Origin of the sequence: Streptomyces sp. NPDC049597, from assembly GCF_040675505.1 — a bacterium.
Lineage (GTDB): Bacteria > Actinomycetota > Actinomycetes > Streptomycetales > Streptomycetaceae > Streptomyces.
This window is the reverse complement of sequence record NZ_JBFAOY010000009.1, coordinates 156713-170243: the sequence shown is the minus strand read 5'-3', so window position 1 is coordinate 170243 and position 13531 is coordinate 156713. Positions and strand designations below refer to the sequence as shown.

Here is a 13531-nt window from a genome sequence, read left to right as displayed (position 1 = left end):
GACAGCGAGATATGGCGGAGCCCGAGGGTCCGGAAGACCGGAAGCCTCAGTCCGACGAGGCGCACAGCGCTTTCGCTCCGCCCCCGGGGGTGGAGCAGCCGGGCGCGCCGGAAGAGGACCACCCCAGCTCGGAGTTCGCGGTTCCCGAGGGGCTGCTGCCGGAACCGCCGCCGGAGCCGGAGGGGTCGGCTTTCGCCCCGCCGAGCACGTACAGCGCCAGGACCTCCCCGCCGGCCTTCACGCCCGCGCACGGCGTCCCCGTCGTCCGGCTCACCAAGGACGCGCCCTGGCAGGACCGGATGCGGGCCATGCTGCGGATGCCCGTGGGCGAGCGGCCCGTGCCGGAGACCGTGCACCGGCAGGGCGAGACGGGCCCCGCCGTGCCGCGCGTGCTCGACCTGACGCTGCGTATCGGCGAGCTGCTGCTCGCGGGCGGCGAGGGGGCCGAGGACGTCGAGGCGGCGATGTTCGCGATCACGCGCGCGTACGGCCTGGACCGCTGTGAGCCGACCGTCACCTTCACGCTGCTGTCGATCACGTATCAGCCGTCCCTCGTCGACGATCCCGTGACGGCCAACCGCACGGTGCGGCGGCGGGGCACCGACTACACCCGGCTCGCCGCGGTCTACCGGCTGGTCCACGACATCAGCGTCGACGAGTCGGACGTCACGCTGGAGGAGGCCTACCGGCGGCTGGCGGAGATCCGCAGGAACCGGCACCCGTACCCCGGCTGGGCGCTCACGCTGGCCGGGGGCGTGCTGGCCGGTGCGGCCTCCGTGCTGGTCGGCGGTGACCTCGTGGTGTTCCTCGCGGCCGCGGTCAGCGCGATGCTCGGCGACCGGCTCGCCTGGCTGGCGGCCGGGCGCGGGCTGCCGGAGTTCTACCAGTTCGTCGCGGCGGCGATGCCGTCCGCCGCGGTGGGCGTGGCGCTGACGCTGTCGCCGCTGGAGGTGCGCGCGTCGGCGGTGATCACCGGTGGGCTGTTCGCGCTGATCCCGGGACGGGCGCTCGTCGCCGGTGTGCAGGACGGTCTGACCGGCTTCTACATCACGGCCGCGGCCCGTCTGCTGGAGGTCGGCTACCTGGTGGTCGGCATCGTCGTCGGCGTGCTGAGCGTGCTGTACCTCGGCTTCGCGCTCGACGCCGGGCTCCAGCCGGAGACGGCCATCCACACGGTGGAGCGCCCGGTGGTCCAGACGCTGGCGGCGATGACGCTGTCCCTGTGCTTCGCCATGATGCTCCAGCAGGAGCGCCACACGGTGTGGCTGGCGACCCTCAACGGCGGGGTGGCCTGGGTCGTCTACGCGGCCCTCGCGGACACCGCCGACGTCTCGCCGGTCGCCGCGACGGCTGCCGCGGCGGGGCTGGTGGGCCTGTTCGGCCAGATGCTCTCCCGCTACCGCTTCGCCTCCGCCCTGCCGTACGTGACGGCCGCGATCGGGCCGCTGCTGCCGGGCAGCGCCACGTACTTCGGGCTGCTGTCGATCGCCCGGGGCGAGCTGAACACGGGACTCGCCTCGCTCAGCAAGGCGGCGGCACTGGCGCTCGCCATCGCGATCGGGGTGAACCTGGGGGCGGAGATCTCGCGGCTCTTCCTGCGGGTGCCCGGAGCCGCGGGCCTGCCGGGCGCGGAGGCCCCGGGCGGCCGCCGCGCGGCCAAGCGGACGCGCGGCTTCTGATGGTGTGAGCGGGCGGGGCGGTCGGTCGGCCCCTGGGCGCGGACGTCACCCCCGGGCGGTCGTCCCGGCCCGGGGCGCGGGTCAGCGCTTGGCGTGGCGGCCGCGCGTGGTCGACGGCGCTTCGGCGGCGTCGGCGGAGGCGGCGGCCTCCTTCTTGTTCCTGGAGCGGGCCCGCAGGAACTCGATCACGATCGGCAGCACCGAGATCAGCACGATCAGGATCAGGATCGCCTCGATGTTCTTGTGGACGAACTCCACCTTGCCGAGCGCCGCGCCGAGCAGCGTCACTCCGGCGCCCCACAGCACGCCGCCGATGATGTTGAAGGTGATGAACGAGCGGTAGTTCATCCGGCTCACACCGGCGATGATCGGCGTGAACGTCCGCACGATGGGCACGAAGCGGGCCAGGACCAGGGACTTCGGGCCGTACTTCTCGAAGAAGTCGTGCGCCTTCTCCACGTTCTCCTGCTTGAAGAGCCGGGAGTCGGGGCGCTTGAAGAGGGCCGGGCCGACCTTGCGGCCGAAGAGGTAGCCGACCTGGTCGCCGAGGATCGCGGCCAGCACGACGAGGGTGCAGACCACCCACAGCGGCTGCTTGATCACATCGGTGGTCACCAGCAGGCCCGTGGTGAACAGCAGCGAGTCGCCCGGCAGGAAGAATCCGATCAGCAGGCCGGACTCGGCGAAGACGATGACCAGGACGCCGATCAGCCCGAAGGTGGTGATCAGGTAGTCCGGGTCGAGCCAGCTCGGTCCGAGCGCAAGGGTGTTCACGAGGTCCGGGCTCCTGAGTCGGTAGTCGGGCGATGCGCCGGGCGGCGTACGGCGTGCGGGGACGAGCCAAAGCTATCAACGCACCGGGACCCGGCCGCGTTCCACCGGCCCGCCCAGGATGCACTGTGCCCCGGCCGGGACAAAGTCACGGCCGGGGCACATGGCCGGCGGGCGACGGCCGGGTGGACGTCCGGCGGCCCGGTCAGGCGCGCCGCGCGGCGTTGGCGAGGATCGCCTCCCGCTCGTAGGCCGCCAGCCCCGGCTTCGCCCGGTCGATGTTGCGGGTGAAGCGCTCGTCGGAGACGTACATCTCCGCCAGGCAGCTGTGCATCTCGTGGGTGCACTCGTAGTGGTTGCGGCAGATCCACCGGCGGTGCTCCTCCGCGACGTCCGTCGCGGCCTCGGAGGTCGGCCGCTCACCGGCCTCCATCAGCGCCACGAAACGCCGGGTGATCTCCTGGGCCTCGGCCTGGATCCGCTGCCAGTCCTCCTTCGTGTACGACGCGGTACGCCGAGCCGACTCCTGGTAGGCGTCGGTGCCGCCCCAGCGCCGCTCGGCCTCCTCCGTGTGGACGTCGGGGTCGAAGTCCCCGAACACCTCGAACTTCTCCTCGGGCGTGAGGTTGATGCCCATCTTCTTCGCCTCCATGGCTCGCTCCACGGCCGCGGCCATCTCCTTCAGTCTGGCGATCCGGGCGGTCAGCAGCGCGTGCTGCCGCCGCAGGTGGGCCCGCGGGTCCGCGTCCGGGTCGTCGAGGAGTGCCGCCACCTCGTCGAGCGGGAAGCCGAGCTCCCGGTAGAACAGGATCTGCTGCAGCCGGTCCAGGTCCGCGTCGTCGTACCGCCGGTGACCCGCGTGGCTGCGCCCGCCCGGTGCGAGCAGGCCGATCTCGTCGTAGTGGTGCAGGGTGCGCACCGTGACGCCGGCGAAACGGGCGACCTGTCCCACGGAGTAGCTCATCGCCTTCCGCTCCTTCGTTTCCGTGACGCGTCCAGGCTGCTGCCTCACGTTGCGTGAGGTGCAAGCCCGGGTGAGCCTGAGTCCCATGGCACTCCATCAGGGCGCGTCCGGTGACGGCGGACCGGAACGGCGCAGGCTGTCGCTCAACCCGTTCTTCGGCGAGGCGGATCCGGTCGCCGGCATGACCGCGGCCCCGCCCACGCACCGCCTCCCGGACGGGCCGCTGCCGCCCTCCACCGCGTACCAGCTCGTGCACGACGAGCTGATGCTGGACGGGAACTCCCGGCTCAACCTCGCCACCTTCGTCACCACCTGGATGGAGCCCCAGGCAGGGGTGCTGATGGGCGAGTGCCGGGACAAGAACATGATCGACAAGGACGAGTACCCGCGTACGGCGGAGCTGGAACGCCGCTGCGTGGCGATGCTCGCGGACCTGTGGCACGCGCCGGACCCGGCCTCGGCCGTGGGGTGCTCGACGACCGGGTCGAGCGAGGCGTGCATGCTCGCGGGGATGGCGCTCAAGCGGCGCTGGGCGACGCGGAACGCCGACCGCTATCCGGCGAGCGCCAAGCCCAATCTGGTGATGGGTGCGAACGTGCAGGTCTGCTGGGAGAAGTTCTGCACCTTCTGGGAGGTGGAGGCGCGGCAGGTGCCGCTGGAGGGCGACCGTTTCCACCTCGACCCAAAGGCGGCCGCCGCGCTGTGCGACGAGAACACCATCGGGGTCGTCGCCGTCCTGGGCTCGACCTTCGACGGGTCCTACGAGCCCGTCGCCGACGTCTGCGCCGCGCTGGACGCGCTCCAGGAGCGCGAGGGCCTCGACGTCCCCGTCCACGTGGACGGCGCGTCCGGGGCGATGGTGGCGCCGTTCCTCGACGAGGGGCTGGTCTGGGACTTCCGGCTGCCCCGGGTGTCCTCGATCAACACCTCCGGGCACAAGTACGGACTGGTCTACCCGGGCGTCGGCTGGGCGCTGTGGCGCTCGCCGGCCGAGCTGCCGGATGAGCTGGTCTTCCGGGTCAACTACCTGGGCGGCGACATGCCGACCTTCGCGCTCAACTTCTCACGGCCGGGCGCGCAGGTGGTCGCCCAGTACTACACGTTCCTGCGGCTGGGCCGGGAGGGGTACCGGGCGGTGCAGCAGGCGGCGCGGGACGTGGCGCGGGGTCTCGCGCGGCGGATCGGGGAGCTGGGCGACTTCCGTCTGCTGACGCAGGGTGACGAACTGCCGGTGTTCGCGTTCACGACGGCGCCCGGCGTCACGCGCTTCGACGTGTTCGACGTGTCGCGGCGGCTGCGGGAGCGCGGCTGGCTGGTGCCCGCGTACACCTTCCCGCCGAACCGGGAGGACCTGTCGGTGCTGCGGGTGGTGTGCCGCAACGGCTTCTCGGAGGACCTGGCGGAGCTGCTGCTCGAGGATCTGCGGATGCTCCTGCCGGAGCTGCGGGAGCAGACCGGGCCGCTGGACAAGGACACGGCGAAGGCGACGGCCTTCCACCACTGAGGGGGCGCGTCAGCTGGCGTCACGGAGCTGTCGCCTCAGCGCGCGTCGCCCTCGTGGTGCTCGCCCGTCGCGTACGGGTTCTCCTCGCCCTCGGCCAGGACGCCGACGAAGGGGGCGCCCTCCCCCGCGAACGTGTACGCGCCGGACTCGATCCGCTCGATCAGCCCCCGCGTCCACCGGGCGCCGGAGTCGGCCTGCGTCACCCACAGGTTCATGATCTCGCCGATGTGCCCGAGGGATTCGGGCCCCTCATCGGGCGTGTAGTAGTCCGTGACCGACGAGCGCCACTCCTCGATGCTCCGCACCCGCTGCCGGAGCAGTTCCACCGCCTCGGAGCGCGGCAGGTCCACGACGAAGCCGAGCGCCGCCGCGAGCACGTCCGGCTTCTGGTCGTAGGCGGTCAGGGACGCGCGCAGGAGGGCGAAGAACTCCTCCGTGCCCTTGTCGGTGATCTCGTACTCGGTGCGCGGCGGGCCGCCGGCGGTCGACGGCGCCGTCTCGTGCGCGTGCAGCAGCCCCTGCTTCGCCATGTGCTTGAGGGCGTGGTAGATCGATCCGGGCTTGGCGTTCGACCACTCGTGCGCGCCCCAGTACTCCAGGTCGTTGCGGACCTGGTAGCCGTGCGCCCGCCCGTGCTGGCGCACGGCCCCCAGGACCAGCAGCCGGATCGCCGACATCCGCGTCCCTCCCGTTCAGGTGCGACCAGGGTACGCGGGCGCCGTTTCCGCCGGTCAGCGCGTCCACTTGTACTTGCCGCCGCCGACCCACCGCACGACCCCGGGATCGTCGAGGTCGACGTGGGGCAGACCGGCCTCGTGCGCCAGATGGACCACGTCCAGCAGGTCACGGGCGGTCCCGGCCACGGTGCCGTTGATCTCCACCAGGCGGAACGGCGGATCGGCGGGTGTGACCGCGTGGACGACGATCGAGACCCTCTCGTCATTGGCCATGCTTCCAGGGTGTGCCGACACGACGGCGGGCACATGTCGGGGCTACGCCTCCGGGCCGCGTCCCTGCTCCAGGGCCACCAGGTCGAAGGCGCCCTTGCCGTCGATGGACTCCCGGATGATGTCCGCGTGTCCGGCGTGGCGGGCGGTCTCGCGGATCAGGTGCAGCAGCAGCCAGCGCATGGAGACCCTGCCGTCCTTGGGGAACCAGGGCGCGGGCGGCAACGGGAAGGTGTCGTCCAGGCTGGGCACCGACCGGATGAACTCCTCGGTCTCCCCGGCCACCTCGTCCCAGAGCGCCAGCATGTCGGCGACCGTCTCGTCACCGGACAGGCGGAAGCCCTCGGCCCAGCTCTCCTGGGTGCGCCCGTCCGGGTTGGGCACCTGCTGTGCCAACCGCAGCCAGTTCCGCTCGACCTCGGCGCCGTGCTTGACCAGCCCGGACAGCGACAGTGTGCTGGCGGTCGGGCGGGACGCCGCCTGCTCCTCGGTCAGGCCGAGCACCGCGCGGCGGACTCCGCCCCGCTGCTCCGCCACGAAGGCGAGCAGTGCTCCGCGCTCGTCGCCATGTGCTTCCGCGGGAACGTGAGTGACCATGATGTCCGCCTTCCGGGTCCGCGGGGAGAGCGGCTCTCCCCTTCGACACGCCCTACGCTACGGAGCCTTGCGGACAACTTGTGTCCGCAAGGCCGCTCCGGGCGGAAAAGATCTCACGGCAGGACCGCACGGCAGGACGTCACGGCACGCGAAAGCCGCGGGCCCGCGGGCCTGCAGGCCCGGAAGGCTCAGAACGGGAACTGCGAGCGGCCGTGCTGCACCGAGATCCACTTCTGCGTCGTGAACGCGGCGAGCATCGCCTCGCCGTTCAGCCGGCCCACGCCCGACTGCTTCTCGCCGCCGAAGGGGACGATCGGCTCGTCGTGCACGGTGCCGTCGTTGATGTGGATCATGCCGGTGTGCACACGCTTGGCGAGCCGGACACCGCGCTCGACGTCGCCCGTGTGCACGGCGCCGCTGAGGCCGTACGGGGTGTCGTTGGCGATGCGTACCGCCTCGTCCTCCCCGTCGAAGGGGATCACCAGGGCGACCGGGCCGAAGATCTCCTGGCCGAGGACGGGCGAGCCGGCCGGCAGGTCGGTCAGGACCGAGGGCGCGACCAGGTTGCCGTCCGTCGCACCGTGCAGCAGCGCGGTCGCCCCCGCCGCGACCGCCTGCTCGACGACCGACGAAACCGCCTCGGCCTGCGAGGAGTTGATCAGCGGGCCGATGTGGGTCGTCGGGTCGGCCGGGTCGCCCACCTTCAGCGTCTTCACCTTGGCGACGAACTTCTCGGTGAACTCCTGCTGCACCGAGCGGTCCACCAGGATGCGGTTGGCCGCCATGCAGACCTGGCCCTGGTGCACGTAGCGGCTGAAGACCGCGGCGTCGACGGCGTAGTCGATGTCGGCGTCGTCGAGGACGATCAGCGCGCTGTTGCCGCCCAGTTCGAGGATGGCGTGCTTGAAGTTGGCCGCGCAGACGGTGGCGACGTGGCGGCCCACCGTGTCGGAGCCGGTGAAGGAGATCGCCTTGGGCACCGGGTGCTCCAGCAGGGCGTCGCCGATCTCGGCGATGTCGGTGATGACCACGTTCAGCAGGCCGGCCGGAAGGCCCGCGTCCTCGAAGACCTTGGCGACGAGCGAGCCGCCGCAGATCGGGGTGTTCTGGTGCGGCTTGAGGACGACGGCGTTGCCGAGCGCGAGCGCCGGGGCGACCGACTTGAGGGAGAGCAGGAACGGGAAGTTGAACGGGCTGATGACACCGACGACGCCGACCGGCACGCGGTAGACCCTGTTCTCCTTGCCGTCGACCGGCGAGGGCAGGATGCGGCCCTCGGGGCGCAGGGCGAGCTGGATCGCCTCGCGCAGGAACTCCTTGGCCAGGTGCAGCTCGAAGCCCGCTTTCAGATGCGTGCCGCCGAGCTCCGCGATGATCGCCTCGGTGATCTCCTTCTCGCGGTCCTCGATGATCCGCAGGGCGCGCTCGAAGACCAGCCGGCGGGCGTACGGGTTGGTCTCGGCCCAGGCTTCCTGCGCGCGCTCGGCGGCGCGGTACGCCTGGTCGACCTCGGCCGCGGTGGCCACGGTGACGGACGCCAGCTTCTCGCCGTCGAACGGGTTGAAGTCGATGATGTCCCAGGAACCGCTGCCCGGCCTCCACTCGCCGTCTATGTACTGAAGTGCCAGTTCACTGAAGAAGGACATGTGATCGCTCCAGAGGCATACGCGGCGGTGGCCGGCAGAAGCACAGAAGTCAGATGGTCCGGGACTGATGTGGCGTCATCGTACTTGTGTTTCAGGTGAGTTGAAGGAGACCCCGGAGAAGATCACGGGTCTCCGCCGCGTCCGGGCTGTCCTCCTCGAGCCGCTTCATCACCCGCTCGTAGTGGGCCACTTCCTCGCGCTTGTCCAGGTAGAGGGCGCTCGTCAGCTGCTCCAGGTAGACGATGTCGGAGAGGTCCGACTCGGGGAACCGCAGCATCGTGAACGCGCCGCTCTCGCCCGCGTGCCCGCCGAAGCTGAACGGCATCACCTGCAGCGTGATGTTCGGCTGCTCGGAGACCTCGATGAGATGCCTCAGCTGTGCCTGCATCACCGCGCGGTCGCCGTAGGGCCGGCGCAGCGCCGCCTCGTCGAGCACCGCGTGGAGGCGGGGGGCGTGCTCGGAGACGAGGGCTTTCTGCCTCTCCAGGCGCAGGGCGACACGGCGGTCGATCTCGGCCGCGGGGGCGTCGGGCATGCCGCGAGTGACGACGGCGTGCGCGTACGACTCGGTCTGCAGCAGCCCGTGGACGAACTGCACCTCGTAGATGCGGATGAGGGAGGCGGCTCCTTCGAGGCCGATGTACGTCTGGAACCAGCCGGGCAGCACGTCGCCGAAGCTGTGCCACCAGCCGGCGACGTTGGCCTCCTTGGCGAGGCCGAGGAGGGACCTGCGCTCGGCCTCGTCGGTCACCCCGTAGAGCGTGAGCAGGTCCTCGACGTCCCGCGCCTTGAAGCTCACCCGGCCCAACTCCATACGGCTGATCTTGGACTCGGACGCGCGGATGGAGTATCCGGCGGCCTCCCGGGTGATGCCGCGGGACTCCCTCAGCCTTCGGAGCTGGGAGCCCAGCAGGATCCGCCGTACCACCGAGCCTCCGCCCGGACCCTCACCGCCGGGGTGTCCCCACGACGCCGCCTCGCCTGCCGTCACGACTCCAACCCCTCCCACTCCACGCCGCTTTCGGCGCAGACCGATCCTGCACGAGGGTCCCCCCGAACCCAAGAGCCGGATTCTGCCACCAAAACGCTTCACCCCGTACTCGTCCGGTTACGGAAATGAGAAGGCGATGAACGCGGAACCGAAGAAACTCGTGGAAGAAATGAGCAAGAACCGGCACGGGGCTGGACAGGTCCGGCGCGTGCACGTGCATCTGCCCTTGCATCCGCCCTGCGCATTGGGAACCATGGTGCTCGCCGCACCTGCGTGCTCGTTCGTGTTGTAGCGTCACAGCCGCGATTCCCGGGAGTGCCTCGCATGGGGACGAATGGATCGACCATGCTCGAGCCGTTACGGCAGGGCCTTCCGCCGATCGATCCCTCGGCCGTCTCCAGCTCCGTGTCCTGCGCTCTGCCGTCCCGTTACGAAGCGGTGCGCGGCGCACGCCGGTTCACCCGGTCCACGCTCGGCCAGTGGGATCTGGACCACCGCTTCGACGACGTCGCCCTGGTCGTCTCCGAGCTCGTGACCAACGCCCTGCGCCACGCGCTGCCCTCCGACCCGGCGCCGCGCGAGAGTGCCGGCGAACCGCCTGTGCGGCTGCATCTGATGCGCTGGACGGGCCGGTTGGTGTGCGCGGTGCGCGACCCCAGCCACGACGGGCCCACGGCCCGGCAGTCCGAGGAGGACTTCTCGGCGGAATCGGGGCGCGGTCTGTTCCTCGTCGATTCCTTCAGCGACGGCTGGGGCTGGCACCCGCTCGCCGGTTCGCTGCGCGGCAAGGTCGTCTGGGCGCTGTTCCGTCTGGGCTGACCTCGCGGGGGCGGGCCGGATCGGGGGCCGGCCCGCCCCGGCCACTCACGCGACCAAGTGGTCGAATTCCCCGTCCTTGACCCCCAGAAGCAACGCTTCTATCTCCGCGGGCGTGTATACGAGTGCGGGACCGTCCGGGTGCCGTGAATTGCGCATCGCCACATCACCGCCGGGCAGCTTGGCGAATTCCACACAGGAGCCCTGGGAGTTGCTGTGTCTGCTCTTCTGCCAGACGACTCCCTGAAGCTCCGTGGCGGTCATGCCGTTGTACACGTGGTGCACAAGTCGCTCCCGGGGTGCATGGTGCAGGTGTCAACTGTCCGGGATCATAGCTGTGTTCATATGCCGATGCATGGGCGGATGCACCGGCAGATGCACGTGCACGGGCGGTGTTCCCCCGACTACGGAACCCTCTCGCGCCGGCCCCTGGGGTGCGGTGCGCGGTGGTCTCAGCGGGTGGACGAGTACGGCAGCAGGGCCATCTCCCGGGCGTTCTTGATCGCGCGGGCCAGCAGCCGTTGCTGCTGGGCCGTCACCCGGGTCACCCGGCGGCTGCGGATCTTGCCACGGTCGGAGATGAACTTCCGCAGCAGATCGGTGTCCTTGTAGTCGATGTAGGTGATTCCGGCGTGGTCCAGGGGATTAGGCCGGGACTTCGCGGGCTTGCGCGGGTCGGTGCGACGTGGGGACATGTCAGACCTCCAGAAGAGAGTCGAAGGCGGGCGGAAGCCGCTTCCAGGCCTCGCGGCCCGCGGCGTACTCGGCGTCGGTCAGCAGACAGGATTCGAGGAGCAGCTCCAGGCCGTCGCGGTCGAGGCCCGGCGAGGTGAAGACCAGGTGCTGGCAGCAGTCCCCGTGCTCGGGATGCCAGTCGAGGGCCGCGGCCGCCCGGCGCACCGGCGGCACCATCTCCCAGGCGGCGTCCGGCAGTGAGGCGAGCCAGGGGCCCGCGCTCTCGACGCACAACGCGCCGCCGGCGGCGTCCCACGCGAGCAGGGTGTCCGGCCGGTCGGCGAGCCAGAACCGGCCGCGGCTGCGGGCGGCCGCGCAGGTCAGGTCCTCCAGCGCCGCGTACAGCCGCCCCGGATGGAAGGGGCGTGCGCGGTGCCAGACGTACGTGGTGACACCGCAGTCGTCCGCCTCCTGCGGCAGCAGCGCGCAGGCGGGGTGCTGGGCGGCGGCGGCCGCCTCCACGTCGAAGCCCGCCACGGCCGCGGCGGCGAGTTCGTCCGAGCCGACGAGGACACGGCGGGCGGTCGGGTGCAGCTGGGTGAGCAGCGCGCGGTCCTCCTCGTCGGCGTCCTCGCTCTCGACCACGGAGATCACGGGCGCGTACTCCAGCTGGCGCGCCCAGGTGTCGGCGATCGTGCGCTGGTCCGTCGCGGCCGCGGCGAGCCCGGCCTCGGCGAGGTCGTCGCCGTTGCCCAGGTACGGCAGGAGCAGCGCCGGGTCGACGGCGCACATAACGGAGGTGACGGCGAGCCGCTCACCGCCGTGCGCGGCGACGACCTCGGCCATGGCCTTGGGCTCCACGGAGTCCCACAGCTCGACGATCGCGAGGCGGGTCGCCCCGTCCTCGGCGAGCCGCACCAGCTCGGGCACCAGGTCCTCGCGCAGCGCGCAGCAGGCGCAGTCGTTGACCAGCGGCGTCTCGCCGGTGTCCCGGACACGGAACGCGTCGCGCACCGTGCGCACGACGGTGCCCCGCTCGGCCGTGGAGAGGTCGTGGTGGAGCGCGACGCTGCCGGTCACCGAGGCGAGCAGCCGCTCCACGGTCTCGCGGCGGGCGTCGGCGTGCAGTCCGGCGACGATCGCGACGGACAGCATCAGCGGGCCTCGCGACGGCCGTAGCGGCGCTCGAAACGCTCGACGCGTCCGGCGGTGTCGAGGACGCGCGCCTGGCCCGTGTAGAAGGGGTGGCTCGCCGAGGAGATCTCGACGTCGATGACCGGGTAGGTGTTGCCGTCCTCCCAGTCGATCGTCTTGTCGCTGGTGGCGGTCGAGCGCGTGAGGATCGCGAAGTTCGCGACCTTGTCACGGAAGACGACCGGTGCGTACGGGGAATGGGGCCTCCCCGCCGAAGGCAGGGGACGGATGCCGTGCTTCATCGGGTTCAGCGCTCCTCACGGAAGTCGACGTGGCGGCCGGCGACCGGGTCGAACTTGCGCAGCGTCAGGCGGTCGGGGTCGTTACGGCGGTTCTTGCGGGTGACGTAGGTGTAGCCGGTGCCCGCGGTGGAGCGGAGCTTGATGACCGGGCGGAGTTCGTTGCGAGCCATGCCGGTAGTATATGGAAATGGTTTCCATTACCAAATGACCCAGACGAGAGGTGCCTCACCCATGTCCGCCCACTGCATGCTGACCGGGTCGAAGCCCGGCTTCGGCAACCGGATCTCCCACTCCCACCGGCGCACATCACGCCGCTTCGACCCCAACATCCAGCGCAAGCGCTACTGGCTGCCGAGCGAGGGACGCCATGTGCGCCTCACGCTCAGCGCCCGGGCCGTGAAGACGGTCGACACCATCGGCATCGAGGCCGCCGTGGCCCGCATCCGCGCCCGGGGAGTGAAGGTCTGATGGCCAAGAAGAGCAAGATCGCCCGCAACGAGCACCGCAGGAGCGTCGTCGAGCGGTACGCCGAGCGCCGCGCGGAGCTGAAGGAGATCATCCGCAGGCCTTCCAGCACCGACGACGAACGCGCCGCCGCCCAGGCGGAGTTGCGGCGTCAGCCCCGGGACGCCAGCGCGACGCGGGTGCGCAACCGCGACGGCGTCGACGGACGGCCCCGCGGCCACCTGCGGAAGTTCGGGATCTCCAGGGTCCGGATGCGCGAGCAGGCCCACGCCGGTTTCCTCCCGGGCGTGCGCAAGGCGTCCTGGTAGCTTGGCGCGGTCTTGCAACCGACCGGGTCCGCGGGCGTGTTGACCCGTGGCAGCAAGGGGACAGATCCGTGCACAAGCTCGTACGCATGTCGGCCGCCGCGGCCGGCCTCGTCGCCGCCCTCGCCCTGGCCGGCTGCGGCAGCGGTGAGAGTGGTGACACCGGTGGCGGCGACAAGGCGTCGGCCGCGCCCACCGAGACCGCCGACACCGGCGGCGGCGAAGGCAGGCCCCGCGACGTCGAGGGCACCTGGACGGGCCTCAGCGACGGCAAGCCGGTGGCCCTGTCCGTCACGCAGGGCAAGGCGGCGCTGCTCGCCGACGGTCACGCCTGCACCGGCGAGGTGCAGGACACGGGCGGGCAGACGCTGTCGCTGACGTGCGCGGACGGGAACACCGACCGCACGACGGGCTCGGTCGAGTCCAACGACGGGACGACGCTGGTCATCTCCTGGGGCGCGGGCAGGAAGGACACGCTGAGGAAGAGCGATGCCGGCGAGCCGCCGGAGGGTCTGCCCACCGGTCTGCCGACGGGCGTACCGGCCCCCTGACACGCGGACTCCCGCGCGGCGGCCGGGCTGCCGCGCCTTCCGGCGCACGGGTCGGGGGCGGTCCCGCGCGAAGTGCCGGGCGCCGCTCCCGGGCCGCGGACTCCTCACGGGTCCGCGGCCCTTCGTCGTCCAGGACTTCGGACGTCCTCCGGCGCGGGGAGGAGCACAGCCGCCCCGCTGCGCA

General features: G+C 71.2%; 18 protein-coding genes. 6 read left to right on the top strand and 12 right to left on the bottom strand.

Going from position 1 to position 13531, the window contains the following annotated elements; translation table 11 throughout:
- Positions 1-11: 11 nt before the first annotated feature.
- Complete coding sequence (locus AB0K02_RS13510; protein ID WP_365992540.1) at positions 12-1679, top strand: threonine/serine exporter family protein; 1668 nt, start codon at positions 12-14, stop codon at positions 1677-1679.
- An 81-nt stretch (positions 1680-1760) separates the two neighbouring features.
- On the opposite strand, the gene AB0K02_RS13505 is transcribed toward AB0K02_RS13510, so the two are convergent.
- Together AB0K02_RS13505 and AB0K02_RS13500 are read right to left on the bottom strand one after the other, a co-directional pair.
- Positions 1761-2453: a VTT domain-containing protein gene (locus AB0K02_RS13505; RefSeq protein ID WP_365992539.1), complete on the bottom strand. Its 693-nt coding sequence runs from the start codon at positions 2451-2453 to the stop codon at positions 1761-1763.
- Positions 2454-2655: 202 nt separating this feature from the next.
- Entirely contained in the window at positions 2656-3414 is a 759-nt protein-coding gene (locus AB0K02_RS13500; protein WP_365992538.1) for a MerR family transcriptional regulator, read from the bottom strand.
- An 85-nt stretch (positions 3415-3499) separates the two neighbouring features.
- Between AB0K02_RS13500 and AB0K02_RS13495 the strand changes: the two genes are divergently transcribed.
- Complete coding sequence (locus AB0K02_RS13495) at positions 3500-4918, top strand: glutamate decarboxylase (RefSeq protein WP_365992537.1); 1419 nt, start codon at positions 3500-3502, stop codon at positions 4916-4918.
- 35 nt (positions 4919-4953) lie between these two features.
- Here AB0K02_RS13495 and AB0K02_RS13490 read toward each other — a convergent pair whose 3' ends face one another.
- The 5 genes from AB0K02_RS13490 to AB0K02_RS13470 form a co-directional block, all read right to left on the bottom strand.
- Positions 4954-5595 carry a PadR family transcriptional regulator gene (locus AB0K02_RS13490; RefSeq protein WP_365992536.1) on the bottom strand — a complete coding sequence of 214 codons (642 nt, stop codon included), beginning with the start codon at positions 5593-5595 and terminating at the stop codon, positions 4954-4956.
- Between the two features lie 54 nt (positions 5596-5649).
- Positions 5650-5868: a hypothetical protein gene (locus tag AB0K02_RS13485; RefSeq protein WP_365992535.1), complete on the bottom strand. Its 219-nt coding sequence runs from the start codon at positions 5866-5868 to the stop codon at positions 5650-5652.
- 42 nt (positions 5869-5910) lie between these two features.
- Positions 5911-6462: a DinB family protein gene (locus AB0K02_RS13480; protein WP_365992534.1), complete on the bottom strand. Its 552-nt coding sequence runs from the start codon at positions 6460-6462 to the stop codon at positions 5911-5913.
- Between the two features lie 188 nt (positions 6463-6650).
- Positions 6651-8108, bottom strand: a complete 1458-nt coding sequence (locus AB0K02_RS13475) for an aldehyde dehydrogenase family protein (protein WP_365992533.1) — start codon at positions 8106-8108, stop codon at positions 6651-6653.
- Between the two features lie 91 nt (positions 8109-8199).
- Complete coding sequence (locus AB0K02_RS13470; protein WP_365992532.1) at positions 8200-9099, bottom strand: helix-turn-helix transcriptional regulator; 900 nt, start codon at positions 9097-9099, stop codon at positions 8200-8202.
- Positions 9100-9423: 324 nt separating this feature from the next.
- On the opposite strand from AB0K02_RS13470, the gene AB0K02_RS13465 reads away from it, so the two are divergent.
- A complete protein-coding gene (locus AB0K02_RS13465) occupies positions 9424-9918 on the top strand; it encodes an ATP-binding protein (RefSeq protein WP_365992531.1) in 495 nt (164 codons plus the stop codon).
- Between the two features lie 45 nt (positions 9919-9963).
- Here the strand turns inward: AB0K02_RS13465 and AB0K02_RS13460 are convergent, their stop codons facing one another.
- The 5 genes from AB0K02_RS13460 to rpmG form a co-directional block, all read right to left on the bottom strand.
- Positions 9964-10200 (bottom strand): DUF397 domain-containing protein, encoded by a 237-nt coding sequence (locus tag AB0K02_RS13460; protein ID WP_177149558.1) that lies wholly within the window; start codon positions 10198-10200, stop codon positions 9964-9966.
- 167 nt (positions 10201-10367) lie between these two features.
- Complete coding sequence (gene rpsR / locus AB0K02_RS13455; RefSeq protein ID WP_365992530.1) at positions 10368-10610, bottom strand: 30S ribosomal protein S18; 243 nt, start codon at positions 10608-10610, stop codon at positions 10368-10370.
- 1 nt (position 10611) lies between these two features.
- Positions 10612-11745, bottom strand: a complete 1134-nt coding sequence (locus AB0K02_RS13450) for a GTP-binding protein (protein ID WP_365992529.1) — start codon at positions 11743-11745, stop codon at positions 10612-10614.
- On the bottom strand, positions 11745-12026 hold the full coding sequence (locus tag AB0K02_RS13445) for a type B 50S ribosomal protein L31 (protein WP_365992528.1): 282 nt from the start codon (positions 12024-12026) through the stop codon (positions 11745-11747). Before AB0K02_RS13445 ends, AB0K02_RS13450 begins: the two co-directional genes overlap by 1 nt.
- Before the next feature lie 5 nt (positions 12027-12031).
- Positions 12032-12196, bottom strand: coding sequence for a 50S ribosomal protein L33 (gene rpmG, locus AB0K02_RS13440; protein ID WP_333932256.1), 165 nt, complete (start codon positions 12194-12196; stop codon positions 12032-12034).
- Between the two features lie 61 nt (positions 12197-12257).
- Here rpmG and rpmB point away from each other — a divergent pair, with 61 nt between their 5' ends.
- From rpmB to AB0K02_RS13425, 3 genes are all read left to right on the top strand, one after another.
- Positions 12258-12494, top strand: coding sequence for a 50S ribosomal protein L28 (gene rpmB, locus AB0K02_RS13435; protein ID WP_365992601.1), 237 nt, complete (start codon positions 12258-12260; stop codon positions 12492-12494).
- Positions 12494-12799, top strand: a complete 306-nt coding sequence (gene rpsN / locus AB0K02_RS13430) for a 30S ribosomal protein S14 (protein ID WP_365992527.1) — start codon at positions 12494-12496, stop codon at positions 12797-12799. The genes rpmB and rpsN overlap by 1 nt, the downstream gene beginning before the upstream one ends.
- A 68-nt stretch (positions 12800-12867) precedes the next feature.
- Complete coding sequence (locus AB0K02_RS13425; RefSeq protein WP_365992526.1) at positions 12868-13347, top strand: hypothetical protein; 480 nt, start codon at positions 12868-12870, stop codon at positions 13345-13347.
- Positions 13348-13531: the final 184 nt, after the last annotated feature.

Excerpts from the sequence above, each read along its gene's own strand:
- AB0K02_RS13510 (WP_365992540.1), top strand. The coding sequence starts at position 12 with ATGGCGGAGCCCGAGGGTCCGGAAGACCGGAAGCCTCAGTCCGACGAG.
- AB0K02_RS13500 (WP_365992538.1), bottom strand. The coding sequence starts at position 3,414 with ATGAGCTACTCCGTGGGACAGGTCGCCCGTTTCGCCGGCGTCACGGTG.
- AB0K02_RS13495 (WP_365992537.1), top strand. The coding sequence starts at position 3,500 with ATGGCACTCCATCAGGGCGCGTCCGGTGACGGCGGACCGGAACGGCGC.
- AB0K02_RS13490 (WP_365992536.1), bottom strand. The coding sequence starts at position 5,595 with ATGTCGGCGATCCGGCTGCTGGTCCTGGGGGCCGTGCGCCAGCACGGG.
- AB0K02_RS13485 (WP_365992535.1), bottom strand. The coding sequence starts at position 5,868 with ATGGCCAATGACGAGAGGGTCTCGATCGTCGTCCACGCGGTCACACCC.
- AB0K02_RS13480 (WP_365992534.1), bottom strand. The coding sequence starts at position 6,462 with ATGGTCACTCACGTTCCCGCGGAAGCACATGGCGACGAGCGCGGAGCA.
- AB0K02_RS13475 (WP_365992533.1), bottom strand. The coding sequence starts at position 8,108 with ATGTCCTTCTTCAGTGAACTGGCACTTCAGTACATAGACGGCGAGTGG.
- AB0K02_RS13465 (WP_365992531.1), top strand. The coding sequence starts at position 9,424 with ATGGGGACGAATGGATCGACCATGCTCGAGCCGTTACGGCAGGGCCTT.
- rpsR (WP_365992530.1), bottom strand. The coding sequence starts at position 10,610 with ATGTCCCCACGTCGCACCGACCCGCGCAAGCCCGCGAAGTCCCGGCCT.
- AB0K02_RS13450 (WP_365992529.1), bottom strand. The coding sequence starts at position 11,745 with ATGCTGTCCGTCGCGATCGTCGCCGGACTGCACGCCGACGCCCGCCGC.
- AB0K02_RS13445 (WP_365992528.1), bottom strand. The coding sequence starts at position 12,026 with ATGAAGCACGGCATCCGTCCCCTGCCTTCGGCGGGGAGGCCCCATTCC.
- rpmG (WP_333932256.1), bottom strand. The coding sequence starts at position 12,196 with ATGGCTCGCAACGAACTCCGCCCGGTCATCAAGCTCCGCTCCACCGCG.
- rpmB (WP_365992601.1), top strand. The coding sequence starts at position 12,258 with ATGTCCGCCCACTGCATGCTGACCGGGTCGAAGCCCGGCTTCGGCAAC.
- rpsN (WP_365992527.1), top strand. The coding sequence starts at position 12,494 with ATGGCCAAGAAGAGCAAGATCGCCCGCAACGAGCACCGCAGGAGCGTC.